Source organism: Sphingopyxis sp. C-1 (assembly GCF_001047015.1).
Classification (GTDB): Bacteria; Pseudomonadota; Alphaproteobacteria; order Sphingomonadales; family Sphingomonadaceae; genus Sphingopyxis.
In genome coordinates this window covers 225386-249039 of sequence record NZ_BBRO01000001.1, presented here as the reverse complement: position 1 = coordinate 249039, position 23654 = coordinate 225386, and the positions used below count along the sequence as shown (strand labels likewise).

Genomic DNA, 23654 nt, shown 5'->3' with positions numbered 1-23654 from the left:
GATCCCGCTTATTGAAGGCACTGGCACGCTTCACGAAATAGCGGGACCCCGGATCAAGTCGAACGAGCCACGTGTCGCGTTCGAGGGTGACGATATTGGGAAGTCGGCAACCGCTCGAAACCCACCTTGCCCCGCTCCTCACGCGCGCTTAATCCACGCCCATGACCGGCGAGAAAATCTTCATCAGCGCGAACGATCTGCTCGCCGACTCCTTCCGGCTCGGCATGCAGGTGCTGGACAGCGGCTTCCAGCCGACGCACCTCGTCGGCATCTGGCGCGGCGGCGCGCCGGTCGGGATCGCGGTGCAGGAATTGCTCGACTATCACGGCCGGCATTGCGACCATATCGCGATCCGCACCTCTTCCTATCACGGCATCGACAAACAGGATGCGCACGTCAAAGTCTTCGCTTTGGGCTATCTGATCGACACGCTGAACCCCGAGGACCGGCTGCTGATCATCGACGATGTGTTCGACAGCGGTCGCAGCATCCGTGCCTTCATCGCCGAACTGAAGGCGCGCTGTCGCAACAATATGCCGCGCGACATCCGCATCGCGACCGTCTGGTACAAACCCGGCCGCAACGTCACCGACCTTCGCCCCGACTTCTTCGTCCACGAAACCGATCAATGGCTGATCTTCCCGCACGAGGTCGACGGGCTGACGGTCGACGAAATCCGCCGGCACAAGCCCGAGGCCGCCATCATCCTGCGCGAAGAGGACACGCCCGATGCCTGATGGTTTTGCGTCGGCGGCAGAACGCGCCGCCTTCATCGCCGGCCTGCCCAAGGCCGAACTCCACCTCCATATCGAAGGCTCGCTCGAACCCGAACTGATGTTCGACCTGGCGCAGCGCAACGCCGTCGCCATCCCCTTCGCGTCGGTCGAGGATGTGCGCGCCGCCTATGCCTTCTCGAACCTCCAGGATTTCCTCGACATCTATTATCAGGGGATGGGCGTCCTTCGGACCGAGCAGGATTTTTATGACCTGACCGCGGCCTATCTCGCGCGCGCTCACGCCGATGCCGTCCGCCACGTCGAAATCTTCTTTGACCCGCAGGGGCATACGACACGCGGCGTCGCCTTTGAAACCGTCATTGCGGGCATCACCCGCGCGCTCGGCGATGCGGCGGCAAGCCATGGCATGACGTCGAAACTCATCATGTGCTTCCTCCGCCATCTCAGCGAGGCCGAAGCCGAAAAGACGCTCGACGAAGCGCTGCCCTTTCTCGAACGCATCGACGGCGTCGGGCTCGATTCGTCGGAGGTCGGCCACCCGCCCGCCAAGTTCGAACGCGTCTTCGCGCGCGCCCGCGGCCTCGGCCTCAAACTCGTCGCGCATGCGGGCGAGGAGGGCCCGCCCGCCTATGTTCATGAGGCGCTCGACCTGCTCAGGGTCGACCGCATCGACCATGGCAACCGCAGCCTCGAAGACCCCGCGCTCGTCGCGCGCCTCGCGGCAGAGGGCATGACGCTTACCGTCTGCCCGCTCTCGAACCTGAAGCTTTGCGTGGTGGACGACATCGCCGGCCATCCGTTGGGGACCATGCTCGCCGCCGGGCTCCGCGCGACCGTGAACAGTGACGATCCCAGCTATTTCGGCGGCTATGTGAACGCCAATTACCAGGCGGTCGCCGACGCGCTCGACCTGTCGAAGGACGACCTCCTGACGCTCGCGCGCAACAGCTTCACCGGATCGTTCCTGAGCGATGTCGACAAGGCCAAGAACCTGGCCGCAATCGACGCCTACGCCTGAGCCGACTCAGGAAGCAGAGACGACGGATAACGACCGGTTGTTGCCGTAAAATCCTCCCCGCTTGCGGGGAGGGGGACCGCCGAAGGCGGTGGAGGGGGCTCGCGGCTTTCGGCGAGGCTGCGCAGTTGCGCTCCCCCCCTCCGTCAGCGCTTCGCGCTGCCACCTCCCCACAAGTGGGGAGGATTTCATCGTCCGCTCCCCACGCCAAAGCCGCTATTCAAGGCCGGCTTCCAGCCGAGCCCCCTCGGCTCAAGCCGCGATCAGCACGCCGTGATAGGCGCGGTCCTCGAACGCGCGGCCCGCGCCCATCGCGACGCAGATCAGCGCATCGTCGGCGACCACGACAGGAAGCCCCGTCGCGCGCGCGATCGCCTCGTCCATCCGGCGCAGCAGCGCGCCGCCACCGGTCAGCGTAATGCCTTCGTCGATGATGTCGGCCGACAGTTCGGGCGGCGTCTGTTCAAGCGCCGCGCGCACCGCGCTCACGATCTGTCCGACCGGCTCGGCAAGCGCTTCGGCGATCTCGGCTTCGGTCACCTGCACCTCGGCCGGGCGCCCCGTGACCAGATCGCGGCCCTTGACGCCCATGGTCATTCCGTCGCCCACCGGGGGCGTCGCGCAGCCGATCGTCAGCTTGACGCGCTCGGCGGTCATCTCGCCGACCATCAGATTGTGCCTGCGGCGGATCGACGACGAAATCATCTCGTCCATCTTGTCGCCGCCGACGCGCACCGAATTGCTGTATGCGATACCGCTCAGCGACAGCACCGCGACCTCGGTCGTGCCGCCGCCGATATCGACGACCATGGCCCCTCTCGGTTCGGTGACGTGCAGCCCGGCGCCGATCGCGGCGGCTAGCGATTCCTCGATCAGTTGCACCGATACCGCGCCGGCATTGCTCGCCGCATCGCGGATCGCGCGGCGTTCGACCATCGTCGAGCCCGACGGCACGCAGATCACGACATGGGTGCGCTGCATGAAACGGCTCGTGCCGCCCTGCGCCTTGTCCATGAAATGCTTCAGCATCTGTTCGGCGACGTCGATGTCCGCGATCACGCCATCGCGCAGCGGCCGGATCGCCTGGATGTTGTCGGGCGTCTTGCCCATCATCGGCTTCGCTTCGTTGCCGACGACCTTCACACGCCTCACGCCGTCACGCGTTTCCAGCGCAACGACCGACGGTTCGTTAAGGACAATGCCCCGATCCCGAACATAAACCACCGTATTCACTGTACCCAGGTCGATGGCCATGTTGTGCGCGGCCGACGCAAACCGATTAAAAAACTTCATATACGGGGCAAATGCCTTCGGGAATGAACGGAAGAATCAGGCGTGCTGGGCCTTTGTCGCCTTCAACGCTTGTCACATATCGACTGCGCTGCACGCGCACCCGCGTCAACGAAAGCCGCCGCCAATACTGCCAGAGCGGTGGTTTCTCAGGCCCGGCCGTGCGACCGGTTCAAAATTCGGGACCGATCGAGCCCGGAACGATGAACTTCAGGCCCTGCAACCGAACGACATCATCGCCCGCACAAACCGGCGCAGCGATCAATCGCATCCACCGCCGCGGCGCCCGCGCTGGTTTGATTTCGACGTCGAGCGTGAAGCCGCGGCGATGCCTGATCGCATAGGCGCGCAGCTTCTCCATCGCCGCGCGCGATCCCTCGGTGTAGAGCGCGACGGCCTCGTGGCGCGCCACTGCCACCCCGCGCGGAATGCCGAATATGTCATAGACCTCGTCCGACCAGCTCAGCCGGTCATCGTCGGTCAGATCGCATTCCCACTGGCCCAGCCGGGCAGGCCGAACCGGCGCCACGACATCGTCCAGATCGGGAACCGGGTCTAGCATCTCGTTCCCATGCAACTGACCGAGCTCGAAAAAGCGATCACGCTCATACAGCGGCCAGCTGTGATGTACGGGCAAGGGATAAGTTTGCTTCAACGCGCCGGTCTTCCATCAGGTCCCGCCAAGGATAGGCGCGCGGCGCTTAACAACTCATGATGTCGATTGACAGTCCTTCCACGTTCTACCGTCCGCGCGCCAGCGCGATGCCCGCCAGATTTTGCGTCCGCTTGATGTGACGCACGATCGGCAGCGGCCCTGCACCGACAAGGGCTTGAAACGCAGCCAAGTGATCCGCCGCTTCGCCCCGCGCCCGCACGGCGCCGGTCGCCTGCTCCACCACCGCCACCGCATCGCCGAGCAGAACGAAGTCCGTCAGTTCCAGATCGCGTGCCAGCCGCAGTGCCGCGATCAGCGCCAGCCACTCGGCATCCATGCTGCTGCCGATCCCGGCATCGCGCACGACCACGGCCGCGCCGCCCGTCACGACGGCGGTTTCCATCCGCCCCGGATTGGGCCGACATCCACCATCGAAATAGATTTTGATCCGGCGCGCCATCATCCCCTTCCCTTAGCTGGTCAGAACTTTCCGCGCACCGAAAAGGAAAAGATCGGGCCGATCAGCCGATCGCGTTCTTCGACGAAGCTGACTGGGCTTTCCCCACGGACGCCGGTATAGGCCGTCCGATCGCGCTTCGAACGGGCATTCGCAATGTTGCGGATCGACGCCCGCACGGTCAGGCCCATTACATCCTTATGCTCGACAAAGACCGAGGCCCAGACCGGCCCTTCCCAGACCTTATCGACCTGGGTGCGCCGATAGTTGGGCTGATAGTGCGAATATTCGACATCGCCGCCCCACGCCCAGTCGCTGGCCGGAATATCGTGGCGCAGGCCCAGGCTGATCACCGTGTCGGTGAAGCCGTTCCATTGCCTTTTTTCGCCGGTGAAGGGGTCGCGAAGCGAACTCTTCTGCAGCAGCATCCGGGGTTCGAGCCGCATTCCCTTGATCCCGGCGGGATCGAGGTTGATCGTCGCGGTCCAGTCGATCGCGCCCGCCTTGGCCTTCGCAATATTGCCGACCGCTTCGCCATTGGCGCCGATCGGGATCACATCGACGCGGTCCTCGACGTCGCGATAGATCAGGATGACCTTGGTCGAGCCCCAGGCGCCAAACTTCTTGTTGATCTCGGCCTCATAGGTCCAGTCCTGCTGCGGCCGCAGGTCGTTGTTGCTCTCATTCTGGTTGCCGTCGTTCAAGAAGGCACGCGCGAGGAAATCATAGAAGCTGAGTTGTAGCACGCGGCGCCGCAGCTTCACCGATACATCGAAATCGGGCGATGGCGTCCAGGCGAGCGAGATCGACCCCTTTGGCCGGAAAAAGCTGCGCGTCAGCCCGTTCATCCCGGTCTGGGTGATCGTCGAATGCTCGGCCCCCGCAATGATCTGGAAATTCAGCTTGTCGGTCAGCTTGCGCCCAAAGCTTAGCAAACCTTCATAGCGATCCTCGCTGACCCCGCCGGTGCCGCCCTCAAACGGCTGGTCGACCCATGCCCCTGACGGATCGAGAACCGCGATCGACGCAACATTGTCGAGCGTGTTGAACGCCGCCTCGCCCGACAATTGCCAGTCGCCGCCGAACATCTTCCACTGATATTCACCGCGCCCGATCGTCTCGCCCAGATCGCCGGTCTGTGCAAAGCGGTCGCCGGTGGCGACACCGCCTTCGGGCGTCGTGACGATTTCCTGCCGGTAAGGCTCGTGACTGAAGCGGCGGAGGCCGATCAGTTTCAGCTTTCCGGGGCCGAAACCGAACTGGTAATCGCCGCTGACCTCGTAATTCCAGCTATCGGCATTTTCATACACCGTGCGAAGGCGATCGGGCAGGCCGGGGCCCGTGCGCAGGCCGTCCTCATAATAGCGGTCATATTTGCGCTGATAATGGCCGCCAAGGTTGGCGACGGTGTCGCCCGCCGGGTCCCAGGTAATCCGCCCCGACAGCTTCGGCGTGTCGTAATGCGTGTTCCAGATATCCTTGCGCCGTTCGGTGATATTGCCCGCGCCATCATAGATCAGCGTTGGCCCGCCCGCGCCGCTACGCGCCGAATCATCATTGTTCAGCGCAACCTCATATTCGACCGCCCCGGTGCGGCCGCGCACCGACACGTCGGCGCGAGTGAACAGCGGGTCGGTGTAATGCGCGCGGAACTCGGGTTTCCAAGAAAATTGCCCGGAAAAGGCGTCGGCGCGATAGACGATATTGGCGACCTGCCCCGACAGCCCGGGAATGTTGAGCGTTGCGCCATCGACAATCTCGATCCGCTCGACATTGCCTGCGGGGATACGCGACAACTGGGTATACATGTCGTCGCCCTTGTTCGACGGCCGCTCGCCGTTGAACAGGACATTGCCCGTCGCCTGCCCCAGTCCGCGCAGATTTTCGTTGTCACGAATCTGGAAGCTCGGGACCTGGATCAACATGTCATATGCATTGTTGGGCGCGTAGCGTGCGAAGTCAGCGGGGGCATAGACCTGCCGCGCCGCATTGCTGATGCCCCCGGCGGGCGCTTCGGTCGCCGCAGGCGGCGGCGTGTCGCCGGTCGGGGCCGCGACCTCCTGCGCCAGCGCGGGGGCAGAAATCGCGGCCGCGACCGCGATCAGGCTGGTCCATCGCTTCACTTGGAAATTCCCCCCGCCGCGCGGTTCATTGCCTGCGCATATTCACCCGTCACGCCCATCGCTTTCATGCCGACCACGTCGTCGGCGCTCAGTTTCCGGTATCCCGCCGCGGCAAGCCCACGCACATAGGCGCCGTCGACGCCCAGCGCCTTGCACGCGATCGCATCCTCGACATCGGTTAGCACCAGTGCCTCGGACTTCAGGTCGCGAACATATTCGGGCCGTACGTCGAGCGCCGCGGCCGCGATCAGGTCGTCGGCATCTTTCGGTCCCACGCCCTCGTTCGCCAGCCCGTCGGCAAGTTCGATCGTCGCATCGACGAGCAGCATCGCGAGCAGGGTCGACCGCCGATCGGGCGCCAGTCCGCGTTTGCCGAGCGCGCGCTCGAAAGCGGGGTCGGAGGTAAAGCGGCATTCGCCCTTCCCCGCGAACGCGCGGGTCAGTGTGCCAGTGCAGGTCAGCGTCCCTGCATCATGCGTCACGGTAAAGCTGACCGGTCCCGGCGTGGTCCGGCCGAGCGCCGCTTCCGCAGCGGCGAAATAGGGACGCGAGCCGTCGAGTGTCTGGTCGCTGCTCGACTGTTTGTGCTGGATGCGAACGCGCGGCGCGCCCTTCTTTCCGCTTGTGGGCTCGGCGATCCAGCTGACGTCGCTGAGCACCAGCGGGTCGGCGGCGGCAGTCGGCGCCGAACAGGCGAGGATCGACAGCAGCGTGGCGCTGCCGGCAAATAACAGAGCTTTCATTTGGTGCACTCCTCCCTCCGTGCGCCAGGCGAGCGTCATCGCTCGCCGCCGCAGCAGCAATTTTGAATCAGGTTTCGATTAATCGTCGGTCGCTACGGACGAATGTCCGGGCGTCAGTCGCGGACGGGCGGCTCGGGCGGTTCCGGTGCTGCCGGGAATTCGACCCGCGCGGTCCGGCCGTCGGCGCGCCGCGCTTCGATCACGCCGCGCTCCATATCGACCACGGCGACATTCCCGTTGCGCACCGCCTTGGCAACCGGTCGCGGCGCGGCGGCAGGACGCGGTTTCACGGGCCGGAATCCGCTCGTCGCACGCAGCTCGATCGCGTCGTCCGCGTCGCGCATTCTCACGCCCGACTTCTGCATGTCGGTCACGAAGTCGCAGTCGACCCCCATCGCCTTCAGCGCGATCAGATCGTCCACGCCGATATCAGGGAAATGCGATTTCATGTCGCGCGCAAAGGCCGCATTGACGCCGACATGCCGCGCGCCGACCAGCTCGTCGAAATCAGCGCCGGGAATAACCTCGCGCATCTGCCGGATATAAGCGGGATCGATCCCGCTCGCCTTTGCTGAAATGATGTCGTCGGCGTCCATCGATCCGCCGCTCTCGCGTATCTTTTCGATATATTCAGGAGTCACCCCGACCGCACGCATGCTCACCAGTTGTTCGGCGCTCAGCGTCTTCGCCGTCGCGGCGGCGGTGGCCGCATCCTCGGTCGCTAAGGCCTTCGCAGCTGATGCGGACCGCGATGTCACAGTCGTCGTCTCCTTGGCCGTCGAGGCGACGACGGAGTGGACGTCCGCCGTCGCCGCGGGCCTTGCGGTTGCCGAGAAGGCCGCCAGCGGCGCGGTCACGCCCGCCAGCACCACCAGGCTCATCAATATCCAGCTCGCGCTCGCCGGGCCGCGCTTCAAGCTGCCGTCGAGCACGCGGGTGATGCGACGCTTCAGGCTGTCCTTGCCCGGTGCGACACCATGCGCGGCGAGCAGCGCGCCCTGATTGTCGTGGCGCGCTGCGCCGACCAGCAGGGTCGCATAATCGGGCCCGTTGATGTCGGCCATCAACACCGCATCGTCGGCGGCTTCCTCGCGAAGCTGATGGCTCTCACGCGCCAGCATCCACACCAGAGGATTGAACCAGAAGACTGCACAGGCGACGCGCGCACCGAGCAATTTCGCCCAGTCCAGCCGCGCGACATGCGCCAGTTCATGCGCGATGATCGCCTCGGCCTCGCCTGAGGCCGCCACCGCCTTCGGGCTCAGCACGATGGTCGGGCGCAGCACGCCCCAGCTGATCGGCGAGCGCAATTCCTTGCTGACCAAAAGCGCGGTGCCATGCTTGAACCCCATGCGCCGCTGCGCCTCCGCCAGCGCCGACAGCCACGAGCCCTCGACCAATATCTCCGCACGTCCGCGCATCGCGAACAGCCGCACGACGGCCAGCGTCATCATTCCAGACAGCAGTGCGAGCGGGATAAGATAGAGAAAGGGGGCAAGGTCGCTCCACGGAAAGGCTATCGGCGTCGAGCCGACACTGTCCGCGACGACGGGGACCGACGTCGCGGCAGGTGTCGGGTCGATCGCCGCCCCCTTCGTGGTTGCGGTTTGCACCACTGGCGCGGCGGCCTCGAAGGACCAACTCGCGGGCAGCGGCGTCCATTGCGGCAGCAACAGGATCGCGGCGGGCAGTGCGAGCAATGCCGCGAGCCCCGCATGCGCGATCATCGATCGCTCGCCGGCAGAACGCCAACGCGCTAGGCGCAACAGACCAAGCGTCAGCCCCGCGACGACGACGGATTTCCAGGCCAAGCCCAGCAACATGGCGGTGGTCAGCATCACCCTCTCCCTTCGCGCGCTTTGGCGATCATCTGTTCAAGCTCGTCGAGTTCGCTATTGCTCATCTCGTCCTGCATACCCAGCAGCGCGGCCGCGGCGCTCGTTGCCGATCCGTTGAAGAAGACACGCACGACCTGGCTCAGCGCCGACTTGCGCGCAGTCTTGTCCGACACGCTCGGCGCATAGACGAAACCGCGCTCCGACTGCTCCCGGGCAACAAAGCCCTTGGTCTCGAGCCGCTTCAGCATCGCGCGGATCGCCGAACCCGACAGCTCGTCGGCCAGCGCCTCGCCAATCTCGGTCACGGTCGACGCCCCGCGCTCATAGAGAATGTCGACTATTTCGCGTTCCCGCGGGGGCAAACTGGACAACATACGACTCACCTCATGCGCTACATTTGTAGCGTGCTACATTTGTAGCGCATGCTTGGCAAGGGGTTTTATTCGGGTAACACAGGAGAGCTGCGTGAGGGGTTGGGGTGCGCGGGGGCACCTATGTTCAGTCACGCAACTTCCGTCATCCCGGGCTTGACCCGGGATCCCGCTTTTCTTCCGCATCGACTGGCTTGGTCTTAAAGCGGGACCACGCATCAAGTCGGGGGTGACGGGGATTGAGGGGTCAGCAGTGGGTCGAAATGCAGCCACACCACAACCCCGATTGCGCCGAACCGCCAAGCCCCCTACATTCCCCTCTCAATCAACCGGAGACTTTCGCCATGGACCGCAACCTGACCGCAACGCAGCCCCGCCTTGCCGCCAGGAAAGTTCATGTTCATGCCCCCCTTCTCTCCGTCCATTACGATCTCCAATCTCAGCTGGTCTACGCCTGACGGCCGCGCCGTCCTTTCGGACCTCGACCTTAATTTCCAGCCCGAACGCACCGGCATCGTTGGGCGCAACGGTGTCGGCAAATCGACGCTGCTGCGCCTGCTGACAGGCGAGCTCGCGCCCGCATCGGGCAGTATCGCAATCGACGGCAGCATCGCGATGCTCCGCCAGACCGTGCAGGTCGCCGCGCATGAAAGCATCGCCGACCTGTTCGGCGCGCGGAGCGCCCTTGCGTTGCTTCGCAAGGCCGAAGCGGGCGAGGCGACCGTCGAAGAGATCGGGGACGCCGACTGGACGCTGGAAGCGCGGATTGACGAGGCGCTGGCAGGCGCCGGCCTGCCCCTTCCCGCCGACACCCTGCTCGCCCAGCTTTCGGGCGGTCAGCGCACGCGCGCCGCGCTCGCTGGCGCGATGTTCGCCGCGCCCGACTTCCTGTTGCTCGATGAGCCCACCAACAATCTCGACCGCGAGGGCCGCGAAGCTGTGCGCGACCTCCTGGCCCGCTGGCGCGGCGGCGCGATCGTCGTCAGCCATGACCGCGAGCTGCTCGAGGAATTGGATGCGATCGTCGAGCTGACCAGCCTCGGCAGTGCGCGTTACGGCGGCGGATGGAGCGCCTATCGCGCGCGCAAAGACATCGAGCAGGCAGCGGTCGAGGCCGAACTCGCGGGCGCCGAAAAACGCGTCGACGCGGCACAGCGGCAGGCGCAGGCGGCAACCGAAAAACAGGACCGCCGCGACTCGCGGGGGCGCGCAAAGGCGGCACGCGGCGACATGCCGAAAATCCTGATCGGCGGACTCAAGCGCCGCGCCGAGGAAACCCGCGCCGCGGGGAACCGCCTCGCCGAGCGCCAGCATGGCGAAGCCGAAGAGCAGCTATCCGCCGCGCGCGCGAAAATCGAGATCGTCGACCCGCTATCGGTGGGCCTGCCCTCCACGGGTCTAGCGGCGTCGCGAACGGTGCTTGCGCTCGACCATGTGACCGCTGGCTATACCGAAAACCTACCCGTTATCGCGGACCTGTCGCTCGCCATCACCGGCCCCGAACGCGTCGCCATCATCGGCCCCAACGGGTCGGGCAAGTCGACACTGCTCGCACTGATCGCAGGCGCGCTCGCCCCATGGTCCGGGCAAGTGCGGGTGGGCGTTCCATTCGCGCTGTTTGACCAGCGCGTCAGCCTGCTCGATCCCGCGCTGTCGATTGCCGACAATTTTCTTCGTCTCAACCCAGGCACGACGAACAACCAATGCCGCGCCGCGCTCGCGCGCTTCCGTTTCCGCGCCGATGCCGCCGATCGCATCGTCGGCACGCTCAGCGGCGGCCAGATGCTCCGCGCCGGTCTTGCCTGCGTGCTCGGCGCCCCGCAGCCGCCGCAACTGCTGATCCTCGACGAGCCGGGCAATCATCTCGACATCGAGTCGCTCAACGCCGTCGAAACCGGTCTTGCCGCTTTTGACGGGGCGCTGCTCGTCGTCAGTCACGACACGGCATTTCTGGAAGCGATCGGGATCGAACGGACCGTCGAATTGACCGGCCGACCGAAAAACGAAGTTTAGCCAGCGCTCACCCTGCTTTTGCGTCGGCACGCCATCTTTCGGCGCCGCCGCTAACTTTCTTTTAACCAGCCGACCCCAACAACCGCATATGGCCATTTCCGGATATTTTCTTCCATCGGCGCCAGGCGCCGACCGACGTTACGACGATCGCCGGAAACTCAGCCTTCTCGCCCGGGGTTCGCACCATGACGGCTCCGGCATCGAGGTTCAAATTCACAATATCTCTGGAACCGGGCTGCTGTTCGAAAGCGACGTCAAGCTGGCGGCCGGCGACCGGATCGAAATCGAGCTTCCGCACGCCGGCGACATCACCGCGGTCGTCATCTGGGCGAGCGGGCGGCATTTCGGATGCCAGTTCGAAGGTCCGGTATCACCCGCGACGCTCAGCGCCGTGGAGCTCAAAAGCGCCGTCGACCCGGAGCCCCTCATCAAGGAGGAGGAGGAGGAGGCCGAACCCGCGATCGACGAAGCGTTCGGCGATCGCCTGCAACGGCTGCGCACCGAAGCCGGGCTCAATCAGGCCGAGGTTGCCGAACAGATGGGCGTCAGCGCTCCGTCGGTTTCGAGCTGGGAAACCGGTCGGTCGCGCCCCAAGCAGGGACGCATGGCGAAACTCGCCGGCATATTGGGCGTCCCGGCGACCGACCTGGTGGACGAGACGACGCCCGAGGACGCGCAGGAGCTGATCGAACGGAGCCGCGAAGAAATCGCGCACGCCATGGGGGTCAGCGTCGATCGGGTCCGGATCTTCGTCGAATATTAGGGTCTGACCCTGCGGCTTTTACGCCGCCAGCACACGCGCGATCAGTTTTTCTTCCTTTGCAATCCACGGTGCCATGCTGGGCCGCGACAATATGGCCTCGCTCCACGCCGCGATCCGGGGATGGACGGCTGCATCGATGCATGCACCGCAATGGCGGAAATTCATGAGCGGAGAGGCAGCCGCTATGTCGGCGAGCGTCAGCCGGTCGCCGACGAGGAACCCCGACGCCGGAATCGCGCTTTCAAGATAGGCGAGCAGCTTCGGCAATTCCTCGCCCTCGGCCTGCGCCGCGGCGGCAAGATCGCCTTCGCGTCCCAGAAATTTCGGTGCCACGATGCGGTTGAAGAACATCTTGCCGCTGCATGCCGCGAACACCGTGTCGCCGAATTCCTCCCACCATATCACGCGGCCGCGTTCCTGCGGGTCGGTGGGGATCAGCGCAGGCTCGGGATATTTTGCCTCGATATATTGGATGATCGCGCTCGAATCGGCGAGGAGGAAGCCGTCGTCGTCCATCGCCGGCATTTTCCCCAGCGGCGACGCGGCACGAAACCCCGGGTCGGGATCGCCGATGCCGACGCCCTTCAGCTCGAACTCGATCCTCTTTTCGCCGAGATAGCCCAGCAATTTGCGCACGAACGGCGACACCACCGAACCGTAAATGATCATCCCGTTTCTCCCGTCCATAACCTGCATCATAGGCAATGAGTTTTTACTTGCAACCGGCCTCGCGATGCGGCCGGAACGGAATGAAATTAACTTGCTATCAGTCCCTCCGCGTGAAACATCAGGCCTTGGAGGGGGACGCTGCTGCGGCGGCCACAGGCGGGATATCTTCAATGCGCCCTTCCACATGGGCAGATCGGCTGCTGGCGCTGCTGGTCCGGTTCGTCGGGCTGGTCATTCTGTTTGCGACCATCGTCGCGGCCAGTGCCAGCTTCCTCTATAATCAGGCCGAAGAAGCCGACCAGGCCGAACGCGTCGCGGCGCAGTTCAACATGCGGCTGCGCGACCATGTCGCGATCCTCGAAGGCGTGCGCGCGCTCTATCAGTCCGACGCCGCCGCCAGCGGCCCCGGCATCCGCGCCTATCTCGGCGCGCTTCAACCGCAGGTCCATTCGCCCGGCATGGAAGGAATCGGTATCGCGGCCGCAATGCGTGCCGGAGCGCCAGCCGAACTCGAAGCGCGACTCAAGGAAAATTACGGCGAGGACATCAAGGTGTGGGGCGAGACTGGCCAGCCGGTCGGCTTCGCCGTCGTGCTCGTGGAGCCCTATACACCCCGCCGCCACGTCGCACTCGGTTTCGACATGTATAGCGAACCCGTGCGCCGCGAAGCGATGCGCCGCGCCTGGCAGACCGGTCGCCCCGCCGCGAGCGGCATCGTCCATCTCGCGCAGGAACGCGCCGCAAAGGTCAAGCAGCCGGGATTTCTCATCTATCTTCCCGTCTATGCTCGGGGAATGGCCAGCGACACCGCGGCGGGCTTGACCGCGACGGCGCCAGGCGTCCGGCCGATCGAAGCTTTCATCTATGCCCCCTTCCGCATCAATGACATGATGAAGGCCATACTCGGGCCGCAGCTCGGCCAGATCAACGGGCTCGAAATTCGCGCCGGCGCCGGCCCGTCGGCACCGATCGTGTTCCGGCACGGCAAGATGGGCTGGGACGCGCAGGAACAGATGCTGCGCATCGCCGATCGCCAGTGGACGATGCGTATCTCATATGGTCGCCTGCTCGAACGGCTCGGCCGACCGCTTGGCATCTTTCTGTTCGGTCTCGCGCTGGCGTTACTCGCGACGCAGCTCCATCGCGTCCAGCAGCGCCGCGTCGGTGAGGCACAGGCGCTTGCAGAGGAAAAGGCGCGGCACGCCGAGGATCGCGAACTGATGATCGGCGAGATGGCGCACCGGATGAAGAACGCCTTCGCACGCATCGGTGCGCTCGCGCGCATAACGCTCCGCGAATCTGCTACGCTCGAGGAGTTTGAGGCGCGGTTCGATGGCCGCATGCGCGCGCTCTCCGACGCCAAGCAGATGCTCGTCACCGGCGCGGTGGACAGCGTCGATCTGGGGCGGATCGTCCACCGCGAACTCGAACTCGCGGGCGTCTCGGCCGAACAACTTGCCGCCATCGCAGGGCCCGAGGTCCGTCTCGACGACGAAGGCGCACAGGCGCTGTCGCTCGCGATCCACGAATTCGTCACCAACAGCATCAAATATGGCGCGCTCGCGGGCAAGGGCCGCCTCACCGTCGGCTGGCACCGCGACGATGGACATATCGAACTCGACTGGGTCGAAGCCGACCTTGCCGAAACGCCGCATATCGAAAGCGAAAGCTTCGGCACGCGGTTCATCCGCACACTCATCGAGCGGCAGCTCAAGGGCAGCTGGGAACGCACCGCGGTTGACAACCGCCTCGCCATCGTCATTCGATGGCCGGACAATGGCATCCCCAACTGACAAGCGCTGGCACATCTGGATCGATCGCGGCGGCACCTTCACGGACGTCGTCGCGCGCCGCCCCGACGGCACGGTCGTCACCACCAAATATTTGAGCGAGGACCCGGCGCGCCCGGGCGACGCCGCGGTCAATGCGATCCGCGATCTCACCGGCGCCAGCGCCGGCGCGCTTCCTCCGCTCGCCATCCGCATGGGCTCGACGGTGGCAACCAACGCGCTCCTCGAACGCAAGGGCGAGGCGACCCTGCTCGCGATCACGTCGGGCTTCGGTGACGCGCTGACGATCGGCTATCAGGACCGCCCCGAACTGTTCGCGAGGCGGCTCGATCGCACGCCCCCGCCCCACGCGGCGGTGGCCGAGATCGCCGAGCGCATCGGCCCCGATGGCGATGTCCTGATTCGGCTCGACGAGGAGCAGGCCCGCTCGGCGCTGCAAGCCGCCCGCGGCAAGGGCCTCACCAGTATCGCGATCGTGCTGATGCACGGTTACCGATACCCCGAGCACGAGCAGCGCCTCGCAGCCATCGCATCCGAGCTCGGCTTCACCCAGATTTCGACGAGCCACGACGTCAGCGCCCTCATCAAGCTCGTCGGGCGCGGCGACACGACGCTCGCCGACGCCTATCTCTCGCCCGTGCTACGCCACTATGTCGATCAATTCGTGGCGCAATTGGGGGACGGCGTCGCTCCCCAGTTCATGAAGAGCTCGGGCGGCCTCGCCTCTGCCGCCGCTTTCCACGGCCGCGACGCAATCCTCTCCGGCCCCGCCGGCGGCATCGTCGGCATGGTCGGCAGCGCGGCGCCGCTCGGCAAGGACCGCCTGATCGGCTTCGACATGGGCGGGACTTCGACCGACGTCAGCCATTATGCCGGCCACCTCGAACGCGATAACGAGACCATCGTCGCGGGCACGCGCATCCGCGCGCCGATGCTACGCATCCACACAGTCGCGGCGGGCGGCGGCTCGATCTGCCGCTGGGACGGCACGCGCCTGCTCGTCGGCCCCGAAAGCGCCGGTGCGAACCCCGGCCCCGCTGCCTATGGCCGCGGCGGCCCGCTCACAGTCACCGACTGCAATGTCCTGCTCGGCAAGATACAGCCCGAACATTTCCCCAAACTCTTCGGACCGAACGGCGATCAGCCGTTGGACCGCGCCGTCGTGGTGGAAAAATTCGCCGCCATGGCGGCCGATGTCGGAGGCATCACGCCCGAAGCCCTTGCCGAGGGCTTGCTCGCCATCGCGGTGCAGCAGATGGCGAACGCGATCAAACGCATCACCATCGCGCGGGGCCACGACGTGACACAAGGCTACAGCCTCGTCGGCTTTGGCGGCGCGGCGGGACAGCATGTCTGCCTCGTCGCCGACGCGCTCGGCATCGACGAAATATTGCTCCACCCGCTCGCGGGGGTGCTCTCGGCCTATGGCATGGGCCTCGCCAAACCCTCGTCGATCCGCGAACGCACGCTGGCGCTGAAGCTCGACGAGCATTGCGCGGCCACGCTGGCTGCCACCGAAAGCGAGCTGGCGGAACAAGCCCGCGCCGACCTTGCGCCCGGCGCAGCAACGACGCGCGAAACCCTGCTCTTCGTCCGCCTGGCCGACAGCGATAATGCGATCGAACTTCCGCTAGCCTCGCCCGCCGAGGTCAGGCAAGCCTTCGCCGCCGCCTTCCGCCAGCGCTTCGGCTATGCGCCGCACGACAATCTGGTGGTCGACCGGATCCGTGTCGAATTGACCGAGGCGGGCGACGCCCCCGCGACACTCCCGCCGGCCACGCCACCGACCGAGACCGCGCCCGAGATGATTACCTCCTGGCTCGCCGGCGCCCCGCATGAAGTCCCGCTGCACCAGCGCGCTGCGCTCGCCCCCGGCCGCGCCCTCGCCGGACCCGCGATCATCATCGACACGCTCTCGACCACGATCGTCGAACCGGGCTGGCGTGCCGAGGTCCAGAGAGAAGGCACCTTACTCCTCACCCGCACCCGAGGCGCCGAAACCCACGCCGTCACCGCCGACGACCTGATTAGCCCCGATCTGATCCGCCTCGAAATCTTCAACAGCCTGTTCATGGCGATTGCCGAGGAAATGGGCGGCGCTCTCCAGCACAGCGCCTCGTCGATCAACATCCGCGAGCGGCTCGATTTTTCCTGCGCGATCTTCGACGGCGAAGGCCGCCTCGTTGCCAACGCACCGCACATGCCGGTGCATCTCGGTTCGATGGGCGAAAGCGTCCGCACCATCCTTCGACAGCGGACCAGCGACGGCCGCGGCATTCGCAGGGGCGACGCTTACGCCCTCAACGCCCCTTATGATGGCGGCACCCACCTGCCCGACATCACTGTCATCATGCCGGTATTCGTCGCCAAAGAAAATGGCGGGGATGATGCACCCAGCTTCTTCGTCGCCGCGCGCGGCCATCACGCCGATCTCGGCGGCATCGCCCCCGGCTCGATGCCACCCAACAGCCGCAGCATCGACGACGAAGGTATCCTCTTCGACAACAAGCTGATCGTCGACGACGGCAACTTCCTCGACGCCGAAGTCCACGCACACCTGATCACGGGCGATTACCCCGCCCGCAACCCGGCGCTCAATATCGCCGACCTCAAGGCGCAGGTCGCGGCCTGCCAGCGCGGCACAAGCGCCCTTGCCGACCTCTCGGCCCGGCACGGCGCCGCGACCGTCGCCGCCTATATGGCGCACGGCCAGCGACAGGCCGAAGCGGCGGTGCGCCAACTCATTGCAGGCCTCGGCGACGGCCGGTTCACCTATGCGATGGACAATGGCGCCGAGGTTGCAGTTGCGGTGACGGTCGACCGCGAAGCGCGCCACGTCACGATCGACTTCACCGGGTCGTCGGCAACGCTACCCGACAATTTCAACGCGCCCACACCCGTCGTCCGCGCTGCAGTGCTTTATGTCCTCCGCACCATGCTCGACGACCCGATCCCGATGAACGAAGGCTGCCTTGCCCCGGTCACGCTGATCGTCCCCGATAATTCGATGTTGTCTCCCCGCTATCCCGCCGCGGTCGTCGCGGGCAATGTGGAGACCAGCCAGGTCATCACCGATACGCTCTTCGCCGCGTTCGGCGCGATGGCCCCCGCGCAGGGGACGATGAACAATTTCACCTTCGGCAACGAAGCGTACCAATATTACGAGACCATCGCCGGGGGCTCGGGCGCCGGGCCCGGCTTCGACGGTACCAGCGTCATCCAGACGCATATGACCAACAGCCGCATGACCGACCCCGAAGTCATGGAAACGCGCTTCCCGGTCATCGTCGAGCAATTTGCGATCCGCCAAGGTTCGGGCGGCGCGGGTCAATGGCACGGCGGCGACGGCGCCACCCGCAGTATCCGCTTCCGCGAGCCGATGGCCGCAAATATCCTTGCGAACCGCCGTCAGATCGCACCGAAAGGTCTCGCAGGCGGCGCCGACGCCGCCCCCGGCCGCAACTGGGTCGAGCGCGCCGACGGCCGGGTCGAAATGCTCGCCGCCACCGGCAGCGCAGAGCTTGCCGCGGGCGATGCCTTCGTGATCGAAACGCCGGGCGGCGGCGGTTATGGGAACCCTAGGGAGAGATAATTTGGCGACAGCACGGTCTACCCCACGCGGGGATGACGGAGTGAAGGGATATCGATCATGCTCGTCCTGATCGGCATCCTCATCATCATCGCGGGCTTTCTGCTCCGCTTCAATCCGCTGCTCGTAATCATGGCCTCGGCGCTCGCGACCGGGCTTGCCGCGGGGCTCGACATAAGTGCGATCATCGCCGCCTTCGGCAAGGCGTTCAACGACACACGCTATGTCTCGATCGTCTGGATCGTCCTGCCCGTCATCGGCCTCCTCGAAGCTTACGGCCTTCAGCAACACGCCCGCACGCTCATCGGCCGCATGAAGGGCGCGACGCTCGGCCGCCTGCTCACATCCTATCTCTTGCTGCGTCAGGCGATGGCGGCGGTCGGCCTGACCTCGGTCGCAGGCCATCCGCAGACCGTCCGGCCGCTCGTCGCGCCGATGGCCGAAGCCGCCGCCGAGGCAAAGAACGATGCGCTGACCGACGATCAGCGCGAAGAGGTTAAGGCCTTCTCCGCCGCCACCGACAATATCGGGCTCTTTTTCGGCGAGGATATCTTCCTCGCGATCGGATCGATCCTGCTGATGAAGGGCGTGCTCGAAGGCTATGGCTATCAGATCGAACCTTTGCACTTCTCGCTCTGGGCCATCCCGACCGCGATTGCCGCCTTCCTGATCCACGGCTTCCGCCTTCGCCGCCTCGAACGGCGCATGGCGAAGAAGGAGGCCAGCGCATGATCACGCTCGGCTTCGTCTATGTCCTCGCGGGACTGACCTTCGCACTATTTGCGATCCTCGGCCTTCAGGACCGCAGCAACCCCAAGCGTTTCGGCAACGCCGCCTTCTGGGGCCTGCTTGCCCTGTCGATGCTAGCGGGCGACCGGCTCGGCGACTTCGGCAACGGCCTTTTGGTCCTTGCGCTCGTCGCGATCGCCGGCACCGGGCAGATCGGCCGCGCGCCGGACGGCGACGTCCCCGCCGACGTCCAGACCGAACGCGCCGCAAAACACGGCCCCTTCCTGCTCCTGGTCGCGCTGATCATCCCCGCGGTCGCTCTCGCAGGCACGTTCCTCTTCAAATGGGTCCCCGGTCTTGCCGACCCCAAACAGGCGACACTGATCTCGCTCGCGATCGGCGTTCTCATCGCGCTCGCCGTCGGCATGGCGCGGCTCAAACCGCCTCCCCTGCTCCCGCTTCAGCAGGGACGCCGTCTGCTCGACGCGGTCGGCTGGGCCGCGATCCTGCCGCAGATGCTCGCCAGCCTAGGTGCGGTTTTCGCGCTCGCGGGCGTCGGCGAGGTGGTCGGCGACCTCATCGGCACCACAATCCCCGAAGGCAGCCTGTTCGGCGCGACGCTCGCCTTCGGGCTCGGCATGGCGCTCTTCACGATGGTGATGGGCAATGCCTTCGCCGCCTTCCCCGTCATGCTCGCCGCGGTCGGCATGCCCTTGCTCATCAAGCAATATGGCGGCGACCCAGCGGTCGTCGCGGCGATCGGTATGCTAGCGGGCTTCTGCGGCACGCTGATGACCCCGATGGCCGCCAACTTCAATCTCGTCCCCGCCGCGCTGCTCGAACTCAAAAACCCCTATGGCGTGATCAAGGCGCAAATCGGAACGGCACTCCCATTGCTGGCCGTGAACATCGTCTTCATCTGGCTATTTGCCTTTTAATCATCATTGCGAGGAGCGAAGCGACGCGGCAATCCAGAGCATGCGTAAACCGCTCTGAATTGTTTCCCCCGGCTTTCGCCGGGGTCGCAATGATGACCACAGGATATGGAATGACCATTCTCACCCCCGACCACGCCGCCCGCTTCGCCAACGCGACCCTCGCGCATCTCGGCCGCGAATATCCGTACAAGATGGACCTTGTGCTGAACGGCCCTGAGGATGCGAGGCCGCCGCGCGAGCACCACCCGATCTTTCATGGCAGCTTTGACTGGCATAGCTGCGTCCATGGCTGGTGGCAGATACTTCGCCTCGCGCGCCGCTTCCCCGATCTGCCGATCTCCGCCGATATCCGCGCCCGCGCCGACGAAATGCTCGTGCCTGGGAAGGTGGCCGGTGAACTCGCCTATCTCGAACGCCCCTATGCTGCGGGCTTCGAGCGCCCCTATGGCTGGGCTTGGCTGCTCGCACTCCACGCCGAGACCGAGCGTCACGACGCCCCTTGGGCCACCGCGCTCGAACCGCTTGCCGCCGCCTTTGCCGCGCGCTTCCACGCGTTCCTCCCCAAGCTCACCTATCCGCTGCGCGTCGGCACCCATTTCAACATCAGCTTTGCGCTCCTTCTCGCGCGCCACTGGGCCGAAACCCGCGATCCCGCGCTGGTCACCCTCATCGACGCCCGCGCGCGCGGCTGGTTCGCCGATGATCGCGACTGTCAGGCATGGGAACCCGGCGGTGACGAATTCCTCTCCTCCGCGCTCACCGAAGCGCATCTGATGGCCGTTGTCCTATGCGAAGATTTCACGCCATGGTTCGACGCCTTCCTCCCTCGCGCCACCGCCGAGCAGCCCGCGACGCTTTTCATGCCCGCCACCGTCTCCGACCGCAGCGACGGCAAGATCGCGCATCTCGACGGCCTCAATCTCAGCCGCGCGTGGAGCTGGCGCGCGATCGCCGCCGGGCTCGGCGCCGACCATCCCGTCAGCCCCGTCGCCGAAGCCGCGGCGCAGCGCCACCTCGCCGCCGCGCTCCCGCATGTCACCGGCGACTATATGGGCGAACATTGGCTCGCGAGCTTTGCTTTGCTGGCGCTCGACGGCCTCGCCGATTGACAAGCCCCGCCCTCGCGGCGAAGGACGGCGCAAAGGGATGAAGGACTGCCAATGAAGACGCTGCGCCCGACCTCGTTCGACGTCGCCGAACGCGCCGGGGTTTCCCAATCGACGGTGTCACGCGCTCTCCGCAACAGCCCGGGCGTCAATGCCGAGACACGCGCGCGCGTCTCGGCCGCGGCGCGCGAGCTGGGTTATGTCGTCGACCGTCACGCCTCGTCGCTGCGGCTCAAGAGCAGCGAGACGATCGCGCTCGTTACCATCTGCCGCCCCGGCGAGGACCGCAGCGCGATCAATCCATTCTATTTCGCGCTTCTGGGCAGCATCGCGGCCGCCACCTCGGCGCGCGGGTTCAACCTGCTCGTTTCCTTTCAGGAAAATGCCGACAATTTCCGCGCCGATTTCGTCGCCTCGGGGCTCGCCGACGCGATGATCGTCATCGGCACGACCAGCAACCGAGAAGCGTGGAAATATTTCGCCGAGGCGCAGGCCTCCGGCCTCGACTTCGTCTGCTGGGGCAGCCCGGGCAGTCCCTTCCACTGGATGCGCAGCGAAAACGACATCGGCGGCCAACTCGCCGCCGAACATTTCGTACGCGACGGCCGCCGCCACATCGCCTTCGTCGGGCCGCAGCAATCGCCGCAGCGCCAGTTCGACGAACGCCGCGACGGCTTTACCGCCGCGCTTGGCACGCACGGCCTCACCCCCATCGTCGCCGAGCCGCCGGCCGCCGCCGACCGCCACGCGCAGGGCGTAGCCGCGGTGCAGGCGCTGCTGGAGGCGCACCCCGAAACCGACGCGATCTTCGCCGCGTCCGACATGCTCGCGCTCGGCGTGCTGCAGGGGCTCAAGGATGCGGGGCGCCGCGTTCCGCAGGATGTCGCGCTGATCGGCTTCGACGGCATCCGCGCCGGTACGCTCGCCGACCCCGCGCTCACCACGCTGGAGCCCGACCTCGATGCCGCGGGCGAGGCGCTCGTCGCGATGGCGCTCGAGGACGACGAGCATACGCGCAGCGGCACGCGCATCCCCGTCCATCTCGTCGTGCGCGGCACCGCCTGAGCCCTGTCCGCACCGGGTTACCGTGACTTAACTCCCCGAAAAGTAACGCTTCGTTATCCGTGTCTCTGCTACCCATCGGGGCGGGGGCAGAAAGCGGTAGTGTGAACGGACAATTTTTCATCTCGCTGCTCAACCCGGGCATCGGCTTCCTGTTCGCCACCGCCTTTTTCCTGCTGTGGCTCAACCGCCGCGAGCGCTACGTCGCTTATGCCGCCGCCGCCTATACGGCTTCGGCCCTCGCCTTCCTGATCCAGGACGTCGGCCCGGTGTTGCCGATGGAACTGCAGCGCCTACCCGCGAATGTCGGCTTCCTCGCGACCGGCATGCTCTTCGCCGCCGCGATCATCAAACGCTACGACCTCCCCGTCCCCTGGCGCGCGATGGGCATCACCGCGGCCGTCTCCACCACCATCTTCGTCTGGTTCCTTCTCGGCCGACCGAGCATCGCCGCGCGCATCCTGACGATCAGCACCGGCGCGGGTATCATCGCGACCATGGTCGTCATCGCGCTCTGGCCGGTCGAAAAGCGCCACCTGATCGACCGCGTGCTGTTCTGGGTCGCCGCCTTTTCGGCGCTCAACCTCATCGTCCGACCCGTCGTCCTGCTTTCGCTACGCGGCGGTTTCGACAATTATGTCGGCTTCCAGCAGTCAATCTATTGGACCACCGTCCAGTTCACGCAGGCGATGGTGTCGATCGTCGCGGCGATCAGCCTGATGGTCGCGGTTGCGATCGACCAGATCGCCGAGCTGCGCCGTCAGGCCGACTATGACAATCTTTCGGGCCTGCTCAACCGCCGCGGGTTCGAGGCGCAGGCCGAAACCGCGCTTCGTCGCTGCCAGGACGAAGCGCGCCCCGTCGCGCTGCTCGTCGCGGACCTCGATCATTTCAAGCGCATCAACGACAATCACGGTCACGCGGTCGGTGACGCGATCATCGCCGCTTTCGGCGCGCATGTCCGGCTGATCGGCCCCGCAGCTATGGTCGCGGGCCGCATCGGCGGAGAGGAGTTCGCGCTGCTCGTCCCCGGCGCGGGGATCGAGTCGGCGCGCCAGCTCGCCGAAGCGGTGCGCACCGGCCTTCAGGCCGCCTGCGCCGACCGCATCCCCGCCAGCCTCTGCCCGACCGCGAGCTTCGGCATCGCAGTCGGGACGCCCGGCGGTGGCACCAACCTCGCCGCACTGATGCACGAGGCCGATCAGGCGCTCTACGAAGCCAAGCGCACCGGCCGCAACCGCGTGCGCTCCTATACGCCGAAGCCCGTGCGCCTTACCGCGAATGGCGGCTGAGCCGCCGCGCTATTTCGCGCGCCGCACCGCCACCACCTTGATCTCGACGACCGCGGTCGGTTCGTACAGTCGCGACACGCCGATCGCGGTCCACGCCGGAAAGGGCGCCTTGACATAATTGTTCTTCACCGCCGCAAAGCCGTCGATATGCGCGGCAAGGTCGGTGTGAAAGGTCGTGATGTCGACGACATCGTCCCAGCTCGCGCCCGCGCGCGCCAGCGTCGCGGCGATATGTTTGAAAGCGCGCTCATACCCAGGCGCCAGATCGCTCTCGCCCTTCGCTGGCGCCGCGACCACCCCCGACAGATAGATGGTGTCGCCGGCGATCACCGCATCGGCATAGCCCACCGCCTCCTGAAACGCGCGCGCTTCCGCATTTTCGGGCATCAGCACCGATCCCGCCTCGCGCGCGCCCGCCGACCCGGCGCACAGCCCCGCCACCAGCGCCATTCCCACCATCCTTGGCATCGCCCC

The 23654-nt window shown here is 65.7% G+C and carries 20 protein-coding genes; 11 read left to right on the top strand and 9 right to left on the bottom strand.

Annotated features, from left to right (window positions below):
• The first annotated feature begins 161 nt into the window (after positions 1-161).
• Together SC1_RS01015 and SC1_RS01010 are read left to right on the top strand one after the other, a co-directional pair.
• Entirely contained in the window at positions 162-737 is a 576-nt protein-coding gene (locus SC1_RS01015) for a phosphoribosyltransferase (RefSeq protein WP_062176394.1), read from the top strand.
• Positions 730-1755, top strand: a complete 1026-nt coding sequence (locus SC1_RS01010; protein ID WP_062176392.1) for an adenosine deaminase — start codon at positions 730-732, stop codon at positions 1753-1755. The genes SC1_RS01015 and SC1_RS01010 overlap by 8 nt, the downstream gene beginning before the upstream one ends.
• 249 nt (positions 1756-2004) lie before the next feature.
• On the opposite strand, the gene SC1_RS01005 is transcribed toward SC1_RS01010, so the two are convergent.
• From SC1_RS01005 to SC1_RS00975, 7 genes are all read right to left on the bottom strand, one after another.
• A complete protein-coding gene (locus tag SC1_RS01005; protein WP_062176389.1) occupies positions 2005-3045 on the bottom strand; it encodes a rod shape-determining protein in 1041 nt (346 codons plus the stop codon).
• Between the two features lie 169 nt (positions 3046-3214).
• Entirely contained in the window at positions 3215-3697 is a 483-nt protein-coding gene (locus tag SC1_RS01000; protein ID WP_062176386.1) for a hypothetical protein, read from the bottom strand.
• An 85-nt stretch (positions 3698-3782) separates the two neighbouring features.
• Positions 3783-4157: a reverse transcriptase-like protein gene (locus SC1_RS00995; RefSeq protein WP_062183292.1), complete on the bottom strand. Its 375-nt coding sequence runs from the start codon at positions 4155-4157 to the stop codon at positions 3783-3785.
• A gap of 20 nt (positions 4158-4177) precedes the next feature.
• The gene (locus SC1_RS00990) at positions 4178-6277 is read right to left on the bottom strand and encodes a TonB-dependent siderophore receptor (RefSeq protein WP_062176383.1); all 2100 of its coding nucleotides are present in this window, start codon (positions 6275-6277) and stop codon (positions 4178-4180) included.
• The gene (locus SC1_RS00985; RefSeq protein WP_152682254.1) at positions 6274-7020 is read right to left on the bottom strand and encodes a hypothetical protein; all 747 of its coding nucleotides are present in this window, start codon (positions 7018-7020) and stop codon (positions 6274-6276) included. Before SC1_RS00985 ends, SC1_RS00990 begins: the two co-directional genes overlap by 4 nt.
• Positions 7021-7133: 113 nt before the next feature.
• On the bottom strand, positions 7134-8858 hold the full coding sequence (locus SC1_RS00980) for a M56 family metallopeptidase (RefSeq protein ID WP_062176376.1): 1725 nt from the start codon (positions 8856-8858) through the stop codon (positions 7134-7136).
• The gene (locus SC1_RS00975) at positions 8858-9232 is read right to left on the bottom strand and encodes a BlaI/MecI/CopY family transcriptional regulator (RefSeq protein ID WP_037516670.1); all 375 of its coding nucleotides are present in this window, start codon (positions 9230-9232) and stop codon (positions 8858-8860) included. Before SC1_RS00975 ends, SC1_RS00980 begins: the two co-directional genes overlap by 1 nt.
• Positions 9233-9625: 393 nt before the next feature.
• On the opposite strand from SC1_RS00975, the gene SC1_RS00970 reads away from it, so the two are divergent.
• Together SC1_RS00970 and SC1_RS00965 are read left to right on the top strand one after the other, a co-directional pair.
• On the top strand, positions 9626-11242 hold the full coding sequence (locus tag SC1_RS00970) for an ABC-F family ATP-binding cassette domain-containing protein (protein ID WP_238586521.1): 1617 nt from the start codon (positions 9626-9628) through the stop codon (positions 11240-11242).
• Between the two features lie 88 nt (positions 11243-11330).
• Positions 11331-12005, top strand: a complete 675-nt coding sequence (locus tag SC1_RS00965) for a helix-turn-helix domain-containing protein (RefSeq protein ID WP_062176373.1) — start codon at positions 11331-11333, stop codon at positions 12003-12005.
• Between the two features lie 18 nt (positions 12006-12023).
• On the opposite strand, the gene SC1_RS00960 is transcribed toward SC1_RS00965, so the two are convergent.
• Positions 12024-12674, bottom strand: coding sequence for a glutathione S-transferase family protein (locus tag SC1_RS00960; RefSeq protein WP_062176370.1), 651 nt, complete (start codon positions 12672-12674; stop codon positions 12024-12026).
• A 170-nt stretch (positions 12675-12844) separates the two neighbouring features.
• Between SC1_RS00960 and SC1_RS00955 the strand changes: the two genes are divergently transcribed.
• From SC1_RS00955 to SC1_RS00925, 7 genes are all read left to right on the top strand, one after another.
• Positions 12845-14467: a CHASE domain-containing protein gene (locus tag SC1_RS00955; RefSeq protein ID WP_062176367.1), complete on the top strand. Its 1623-nt coding sequence runs from the start codon at positions 12845-12847 to the stop codon at positions 14465-14467.
• Entirely contained in the window at positions 14451-18056 is a 3606-nt protein-coding gene (locus tag SC1_RS00950; protein ID WP_062176364.1) for a hydantoinase B/oxoprolinase family protein, read from the top strand. Before SC1_RS00955 ends, SC1_RS00950 begins: the two co-directional genes overlap by 17 nt.
• 57 nt (positions 18057-18113) lie before the next feature.
• Positions 18114-18785, top strand: coding sequence for a DUF969 domain-containing protein (locus tag SC1_RS00945; protein ID WP_062176361.1), 672 nt, complete (start codon positions 18114-18116; stop codon positions 18783-18785).
• On the top strand, positions 18782-19720 hold the full coding sequence (locus SC1_RS00940) for a DUF979 domain-containing protein (RefSeq protein WP_062176358.1): 939 nt from the start codon (positions 18782-18784) through the stop codon (positions 19718-19720). Before SC1_RS00945 ends, SC1_RS00940 begins: the two co-directional genes overlap by 4 nt.
• 110 nt (positions 19721-19830) lie before the next feature.
• Positions 19831-20829 (top strand): DUF2891 domain-containing protein, encoded by a 999-nt coding sequence (locus SC1_RS00935; protein ID WP_062176356.1) that lies wholly within the window; start codon positions 19831-19833, stop codon positions 20827-20829.
• A gap of 51 nt (positions 20830-20880) precedes the next feature.
• Complete coding sequence (locus SC1_RS00930; protein ID WP_062176353.1) at positions 20881-21891, top strand: LacI family DNA-binding transcriptional regulator; 1011 nt, start codon at positions 20881-20883, stop codon at positions 21889-21891.
• Positions 21892-21992: 101 nt separating this feature from the next.
• Positions 21993-23180, top strand: a complete 1188-nt coding sequence (locus SC1_RS00925) for a GGDEF domain-containing protein (protein ID WP_062176350.1) — start codon at positions 21993-21995, stop codon at positions 23178-23180.
• 9 nt (positions 23181-23189) lie between these two features.
• Here the strand turns inward: SC1_RS00925 and SC1_RS00920 are convergent, their stop codons facing one another.
• Complete coding sequence (locus tag SC1_RS00920; protein WP_062176347.1) at positions 23190-23630, bottom strand: RidA family protein; 441 nt, start codon at positions 23628-23630, stop codon at positions 23190-23192.
• Positions 23631-23654: the final 24 nt, after the last annotated feature.

Bases quoted from the DNA above. Each gene is read 5' to 3' on its own strand.
- SC1_RS01010 (WP_062176392.1), top strand. From the start codon at position 730: ATGCCTGATGGTTTTGCGTCGGCGGCAGAACGCGCCGCCTTCATCGCC.
- SC1_RS00930 (WP_062176353.1), top strand. From the start codon at position 20,881: ATGAAGACGCTGCGCCCGACCTCGTTCGACGTCGCCGAACGCGCCGGG.
- SC1_RS00965 (WP_062176373.1), top strand. From the start codon at position 11,331: ATGGCCATTTCCGGATATTTTCTTCCATCGGCGCCAGGCGCCGACCGA.
- SC1_RS00945 (WP_062176361.1), top strand. From the start codon at position 18,114: ATGCTCGTCCTGATCGGCATCCTCATCATCATCGCGGGCTTTCTGCTC.
- SC1_RS00960 (WP_062176370.1), bottom strand. From the start codon at position 12,674: ATGATCATTTACGGTTCGGTGGTGTCGCCGTTCGTGCGCAAATTGCTG.
- SC1_RS00975 (WP_037516670.1), bottom strand. From the start codon at position 9,232: ATGTTGTCCAGTTTGCCCCCGCGGGAACGCGAAATAGTCGACATTCTC.
- SC1_RS00950 (WP_062176364.1), top strand. From the start codon at position 14,451: ATGGCATCCCCAACTGACAAGCGCTGGCACATCTGGATCGATCGCGGC.
- SC1_RS00970 (WP_238586521.1), top strand. From the start codon at position 9,626: ATGTTCATGCCCCCCTTCTCTCCGTCCATTACGATCTCCAATCTCAGC.
- SC1_RS00920 (WP_062176347.1), bottom strand. From the start codon at position 23,630: ATGGCGCTGGTGGCGGGGCTGTGCGCCGGGTCGGCGGGCGCGCGCGAG.
- SC1_RS00935 (WP_062176356.1), top strand. From the start codon at position 19,831: ATGACCATTCTCACCCCCGACCACGCCGCCCGCTTCGCCAACGCGACC.
- SC1_RS01015 (WP_062176394.1), top strand. From the start codon at position 162: ATGACCGGCGAGAAAATCTTCATCAGCGCGAACGATCTGCTCGCCGAC.
- SC1_RS01005 (WP_062176389.1), bottom strand. From the start codon at position 3,045: ATGAAGTTTTTTAATCGGTTTGCGTCGGCCGCGCACAACATGGCCATC.
- SC1_RS00980 (WP_062176376.1), bottom strand. From the start codon at position 8,858: ATGCTGACCACCGCCATGTTGCTGGGCTTGGCCTGGAAATCCGTCGTC.
- SC1_RS00940 (WP_062176358.1), top strand. From the start codon at position 18,782: ATGATCACGCTCGGCTTCGTCTATGTCCTCGCGGGACTGACCTTCGCA.
- SC1_RS00955 (WP_062176367.1), top strand. From the start codon at position 12,845: ATGCGCCCTTCCACATGGGCAGATCGGCTGCTGGCGCTGCTGGTCCGG.
- SC1_RS00985 (WP_152682254.1), bottom strand. From the start codon at position 7,020: ATGAAAGCTCTGTTATTTGCCGGCAGCGCCACGCTGCTGTCGATCCTC.
- SC1_RS00995 (WP_062183292.1), bottom strand. From the start codon at position 4,157: ATGGCGCGCCGGATCAAAATCTATTTCGATGGTGGATGTCGGCCCAAT.